We start from the raw sequence: 6,846 nt of genomic DNA, 5'->3' as shown, positions 1-6,846 counted from the left end.
GGTCGTTTTTTGAGAACTCAACAGCGTGTCGAGTGATTGATGCCAATTGTTTGTTGGTTTTTGATCGTTTTTGTAGCATTTTTGCTCTTGATCGATTTTTTAGCCATGTTTCGGATTTTTCATTTTTTTTGGAGAGTTTGATCCTGGCTCAGGACGAACGCTGGCGGCGTGCTTAACACATGCAAGTCGAACGATGAAGCTGCAACTTGTTGTGGTGGATTAGTGGCGAACGGGTGAGTAACACGTGAGTAACCTGCCCTCCTCTTTGGGATAAGCCTTGGAAACGGGGTCTAATACCGAATATTCATATGTCATCGCATGGTGGTGTGTGGAAAGCTTTTGTGGTGGGGGATGGACTCGCGGCCTATCAGCTTGATGGTGGGGTAGTGGCCTACCATGGCTTTGACGGGTAGCCGGCCTGAGAGGGTGACCGGCCACACTGGGACTGAGACACGGCCCAGACTCCTACGGGAGGCAGCAGTGGGGAATATTGCACAATGGGCGGAAGCCTGATGCAGCGACGCCGCGTGGGGGATGACGGCCTTCGGGTTGTAAACTCCTTTCAGCAGGGACGAAGCTTTGGTGACGGTACCTGCAGAAGAAGCACCGGCTGACTACGTGCCAGCAGCCGCGGTAATACGTAGGGTGCGAGCGTTGTCCGGAATTATTGGGCGTAAAGAGCTTGTAGGCGGTTTGTCGCGTCTGCCGTGAAAGCCCAGGGCTTAACCCTGGGTCTGCGGTGGGTACGGGCAGGCTAGAGTGTGGTAGGGGAGACTGGAATTCCTGGTGTAGCGGTGAAATGCGCAGATATCAGGAGGAACACCGATGGCGAAGGCAGGTCTCTGGGCCACTACTGACGCTGAGAAGCGAAAGCATGGGGAGCGAACAGGATTAGATACCCTGGTAGTCCATGCCGTAAACGTTGGGCGCTAGGTGTGGGACTCATTCCACGAGTTCCGTGCCGTAGCTAACGCATTAAGCGCCCCGCCTGGGGAGTACGGCCGCAAGGCTAAAACTCAAAGGAATTGACGGGGGCCCGCACAAGCGGCGGAGCATGCGGATTAATTCGATGCAACGCGAAGAACCTTACCAAGGCTTGACATACACCGGAATGTGCCAGAGATGGTGCAGCCTTTGGGCTGGTGTACAGGTGGTGCATGGTTGTCGTCAGCTCGTGTCGTGAGATGTTGGGTTAAGTCCCGCAACGAGCGCAACCCTCGTTCCATGTTGCCAGCAGGTAAAGCTGGGGACTCATGGGAGACTGCCGGGGTCAACTCGGAGGAAGGTGGGGATGACGTCAAATCATCATGCCCCTTATGTCTTGGGCTTCACGCATGCTACAATGGCTGGTACAGAGGGTTGCGATGCCGTGAGGTGGAGCGAATCCCTTAAAACTGGTCTCAGTTCGGATTGGGGTCTGCAACTCGACCCCATGAAGTTGGAGTCGCTAGTAATCGCAGATCAGCAACGCTGCGGTGAATACGTTCCCGGGCCTTGTACACACCGCCCGTCAAGTCACGAAAGTCGGTAACACCCGAAGCCGGTGGCCCAACCCTTGTGGGGGGAGCCGTCGAAGGTGGGATTGGCGATTGGGACTAAGTCGTAACAAGGTAGCCGTACCGGAAGGTGCGGCTGGATCACCTCCTTTCTAAGGAGCAGTAACACCTTTCATCACCTAGTGTGTGGTGGGGTGGCTCATGGGTGGATCATCAATCATGGTGCCTGCACTGGTCGGTGCCGGCGAGACGAGTACGAACAGCACACCTCCTCCTTTTGTGGGTGGGGTGTGGGGTTGGGGAAAGTGTTGTCCGGTGGTGGCGGGGTGTGGGTGTCGGCACGTTGTTGGGTCCTGAGGAAACGACTGTTGGTTGTTTTCTTGGTGCTGCCCGGGTTTGTCGCGCGCGTGTGCGTGTGGTGGGTTCGGTGTTGGTGTGTTGTTTGAGAATTGTATAGTGGACGCGAGCATCTTTGTGGCTTTAAGAATTTTTACTGGTTTTTGTGTAAGTTTTTAAGGGCGCATGGTGGATGCCTTGGCATCAGGAACCGATGAAGGACGTAGTAATCTGCGATAAGCCTCGGGGAGCCGATAAACGGGCTGTGATCCGAGGGTTTCCGAATGGGGGAACCCCGCACCAGTTATGTGGTGTGACCCGTGCCTGAATTTATAGGGTGCGTGGAGGGAACGTGGGGAAGTGAAACATCTCAGTACCCACAGGAAGAGAAAACAAGAGTGATTCCGTGAGTAGTGGCGAGCGAAAGCGGATGAGGCTAAACCATGGTTGTGTGATACCTGTCAGGGGTTGCAATTGTGGGGTTGTGGGGCCGTATCGTACTGCATCTGACAGTGTGGTGGCGTGACGCGCGCGTGTAGTCGAATCAGTGGTGAGTGCTGAACCGGAGAGGGTGGGAGTCCCGTAGGCGAAATGTGTGGCGCGGCGCTGGGTGTGGTGCCCAAGTAGCACGGGGCTCGTGGAATCTCGTGTGAATCTGCCAGGACCACCTGGTAAGCCTAAATATTCCCTGATGACCGATAGCGGACTAGTACCGTGAGGGAAAGGTGAAAAGTACCCCGGGAGGGGAGTGAAATAGTACCTGAAACCATGCGCTTACAATCCGTCAGAGCCTCCTTGTGGGGTGATGGCGTGCCTTTTGAAGAATGAGCCTGCGAGTTAGTGCTCAGTGGCGAGGTTAACCCGTGTGGGGTAGCCGTAGCGAAAGCGAGTCCGAAGAGGGCGTGTTGAGTCGCTGGGTCTAGACCCGAAGCGGAGTGATCTACCCATGGCCAGGTTGAAGCGACGGTAAGACGTCGTGGAGGACCGAACCCACTTCAGTTGAAAATGGAGGGGATGAGCTGTGGGTAGGGGTGAAAGGCCAATCAAACTCCGTGATAGCTGGTTCTCCCCGAAATGCATTTAGGTGCAGCGTTGCGTGTTTCTTGCCGGAGGTAGAGCTACTGGATGGCTGATGGGCCTCACCAGGTTACTGACGTCAGCCAAACTCCGAATGCCGGTAAGTGTAAGCGTGGCAGTGAGACTGCGGGCGATAAGGTTCGTAGTCGAGAGGGAAACAGCCCAGATCACCAGCTAAGGTCCCGAAGCGTGTGCTAAGTGGAAAAGGATGTGGAGTTGCTGTGACAACCAGGAGGTTGGCTTAGAAGCAGCCACCCTTTAAAGAGTGCGTAATAGCTCACTGGTCAAGTGATTCCGCGCCGACAATGTAGCGGGGCTCAAGCACACCACCGAAGCTGTGGCAATCACACAAGACCCTAGCGGCACGTTGAGTGTTGTTCAGGGGTGTGGTTGGGTAGGGGAGCGTCGTGTCACCAGTGAAGTCCCGGCGTGAGCCAGGGGTGGAGGTGACACGAGTGAGAATGCAGGCATGAGTAGCGAATGACGGGTGAGAAACCCGTCCGCCGAATAACCAAGGGTTCCAGGGTCAAGCTAATCTGCCCTGGGTAAGTCGGGACCTAAGGCGAGGCCGACAGGCGTAGTCGATGGACATCCGGTTGATATTCCGGAACCGGCGAAGGACCGCCCATATCGAATCAGGTGATGCTAACCGCCCGAACCACCATGGATGCCGGCCTTCGGGTTGGTGATCGTGGGTGGGGAGCGCGGGACCCGATCTTGTAGTAGGTAAGCGATGGAGTGACGCAGGAAGGTAGCCTCCGCGGGGCGATGGTTGTCCCCGTCCAAGCGTGCGAGCCGACTGGTAGGTAAATCCGCTGGTCATACGGGCTGAGGCGTGATGGTGACCACGTAATGTGGGAAGTAGGGTGATCCTATGCTGCCGAGAAAAACTTCTAGCGAGGTTCGAGCCGCCCGTACCCTAAACCGACTCAGGTGGTTAGGTAGAGAATACTAAGGCGATCGAGTGAATCGTGGTTAAGGAATTCGGCAAAATGCCCCCGTAACTTCGGGAGAAGGGGGACCCGCCACCCTGAAGGAACATTGCTTTCTAGGGGTGGGGGTCGCAGAGACCAGGGAGAAGCGACTGTTTACTAAAAACACAGGTCCGTGCGAAGAAGTAATTCGAGGTATACGGACTGACGCCTGCCCGGTGCTGGAACGTTAAGGGGACCGGTTAACACTTCGTGTGTGAAGCTGAGAACTTAAGCGCCAGTAAACGGCGGTGGTAACTATAACCATCCTAAGGTAGCGAAATTCCTTGTCGGGTAAGTTCCGACCTGCACGAATGGCGTAACGACTTCTCCACTGTCTCAACCACGAACTCGGCGAAATTGCATTACGAGTAAAGATGCTCGTTACGCGCAGCAGGACGGAAAGACCCCGGGACCTTTACTACAGCTTGGTATTGGTGTTCGGTGCGGCTTGTGTAGGATAGGTGGGAGACTGTGAAGCGCACGCGCCAGCGTGTGTGGAGTCATTGTTGAAATACCACTCTGGTCGTTCTGGGCTCCTAACTTCGGACCATGATCTGGTTCAGGGACAGTGCCTGGTGGGTAGTTTAACTGGGGCGGTTGCCTCCCAAAGGGTAACGGAGGCGCCCAAAGGTTCCCTCAGCCTGGTTGGTAATCAGGTTTCGAGTGTAAGTGCACAAGGGAGCTTGACTGTGAGACAGACATGTCGAGCAGAGACGAAAGTCGGGACTAGTGACCCGACGGTGGCTTGTGGAAGCGCCGTCGCTCAACGGATAAAAGGTACCCCGGGGATAACAGGCTGATCTTGCCCAAGAGCTCATATCGACGGCATGGTTTGGCACCTCGATGTCGGCTCGTCGCATCCTGGGGCTGGAGTAGGTCCCAAGGGTTGGGCTGTTCGCCCATTAAAGCGGTACGCGAGCTGGGTTTAGAACGTCGTGAGACAGTTCGGTCCCTATCCGCTGCGCGCGGAGGAAACTTGAGAAGACCTGTCCCTAGTACGAGAGGACCGGGATGGACGAACCACTGGTGTGTCAGTTGTACTGCCAAGTGCACCGCTGATTAGCTACGTTCGGAAGTGATAACCGCTGAAAGCATCTAAGCGGGAAGCACGCTTCAAGATGAGGTTTCCAACACCCCTTGTGGTGGAGAGGCTCCCAGCGAGACTACTGGGTTGATAGGCTGGATGTGGAAGCACAGTAATGTGTGGAGCTGACCGGTACTAATAAGCCGACAACTTACCAAACACTTTCTTACAAACCGTGAAGTACTTGCGTCCACTATACGATTCTGAAACAACACCCACTCAGCACACACCCCACCGCGGTGGGGTGGTGAACTGAATACGAGTGACCCTTGTTTCACAGGGTTACGGCGGTCATAGCGAAGTGGGAAACGCCCGGACACATCCCGAACCCGGAAGCTAAGCCCTTCAGCGCCGATGGTACTGCACTCGGTAGGGTGTGGGAGAGTAGGACACCGCCGAACATAGATTCCGTAAAGGGTCGGTCATGAGCACTGTGATGGTGGTTGTGACCGGCCCTTTGCCATGTCCTGATGCCGTCGCGCGGCAGTGAGCAGCAGCGTACGGTTGAGGCGCATTGCGTGCCTGATGGCGGCGTGCCCGTTCCCTGCGAGTGTTGACGAGAGTTGGTGTGTTCGGGTGACGAACGATGACGAGGCAACCCCCTCCGACGGGTCGGGCGAGCCGGGCGAGCGGCGTTCGGGCCGATGGTCACGCGCCGGCGGTGGCGACGGGACGGGGCCGATGGACGGCTCGGGTGCGGAAGGATCGGATCGCGCCGGCGCCCCGGAGCGACGAGACGAGCGTCGCTCTAGTCGTCAGTCGGATGACCGTAGATCCGGGGAGCGTCTGCGTCGCACGTCGGGCGCGGGCGATCGGGCCGGCGCCGGACGGGGTCGGCGATATGGGGATGGACCACGCAGTGGGGCTGGCCCCCGACGCGCCGACCGCGGCCGTCCGGAGCGGGCACAGCGTCCGTCCCGCGATGCCCGGGATCGGCCGGGTCAGCGGCATGGCCGCGACGATCGTGCAGGGGCGGACCGCCGGGACGAGCGGGAACGCGGGAGTCGTGGACCCCGAGCATGGGATCGCTCCTCCCCGTCGCAGAAGTCGGCACAGGACACACGTGTGGAACCGGCACTGCCCGAGGACATCACCGGCAAGGAACTGGATCGATCTGTCTGGCGTGAGCTGCGCACCCTGACCAAGGAGAACGCCGAAGGCGTCGCCAAACACCTGGTCGCAGCGGCGACCCTGCTCGAGGACGACCCCGACCTCGCGCTGGCGCATGCGGAACACGCGGCGCGCCGTGCTGGGCGCGTCGCCGCAGTGCGTGAGGCGCTGGGTCTTGTGCACTACCGTCGCAGCGAGTTCACCGACGCGATCCGTGAATTCCGGACGGCGAAGCGGCTTTCCGGCTCCAACCACCTGTTGCCCTATCTTGTCGACTGCGAACGCGGCCTCGGCCGGTACGAGCGTGCGCTCGATCTGGCCGCATCACCCGAGGCGCGCTCGCTCGGCGAGGCGGACAACATCGAACTCGCGATCGTTGTCTCCGGAGTCCGGCGCGATCTCGGCCAGCCGGAGGCCGCCCAGATGGTGCTGCGTATCCCGGCACTCCAGCATGCCTCGAACCAGCCGTGGGCTGCGCGACTGTTCTATGCGTATGCCGAGGCGCTGTTGGCCTCGGGCGCCGAGGAGGAGGCTCGCGACTGGTTCGTCAAAGCGGCCACGGTGGATACCGATGGACAGACCGACGCCGCGGACCGGATCGACGAGCTGGACGGCATCGTGTTGACCGATGTGCTCTCCGGTGCGGAGCCGGACGAGTCTGCCGACGACGGGCGTGGCGATGACGGCGCGCCGGCGGAGGACGACGCCGGCGCCTGACCGCGGCTCCGACTCATCCACATCCGCTTCCGGACAGCAGGTTCATGCACAA

General features: G+C 58.5%; 1 protein-coding gene and 3 rRNA genes. All 4 read left to right on the top strand.

The annotated features are described in order from the left end of the window. The first annotated feature begins 125 nt into the window (after nt 1-125). The 4 genes from ACN8HC_RS19665 (at nt 126) to ACN8HC_RS19650 (ending at nt 6,794) form a co-directional block, all read left to right on the top strand. Nucleotides 126-1,648 (top strand): 16S ribosomal RNA (locus ACN8HC_RS19665). 350 nt (nt 1,649-1,998) lie between these two features. Further along, nucleotides 1,999-5,126, top strand: a 23S ribosomal RNA gene (locus ACN8HC_RS19660). Nucleotides 5,127-5,250: 124 nt separating this feature from the next. Further along, nucleotides 5,251-5,368: ribosomal RNA gene (rrf, locus tag ACN8HC_RS19655) — 5S ribosomal RNA — on the top strand. The 16S, 23S and 5S rRNA genes sit together here, the layout of an rRNA operon. 664 nt (nt 5,369-6,032) lie before the next feature. After that, nucleotides 6,033-6,794, top strand: coding sequence for a tetratricopeptide repeat protein (locus ACN8HC_RS19650; RefSeq protein WP_490076532.1), 762 nt, complete (start codon nt 6,033-6,035; stop codon nt 6,792-6,794). Nucleotides 6,795-6,846 lie beyond the last annotated feature (52 nt).

The organism is Flexivirga sp. YIM B11880, from assembly GCF_058148645.1.
This window is presented reverse-complemented; position numbering and strand designations above follow the sequence as displayed.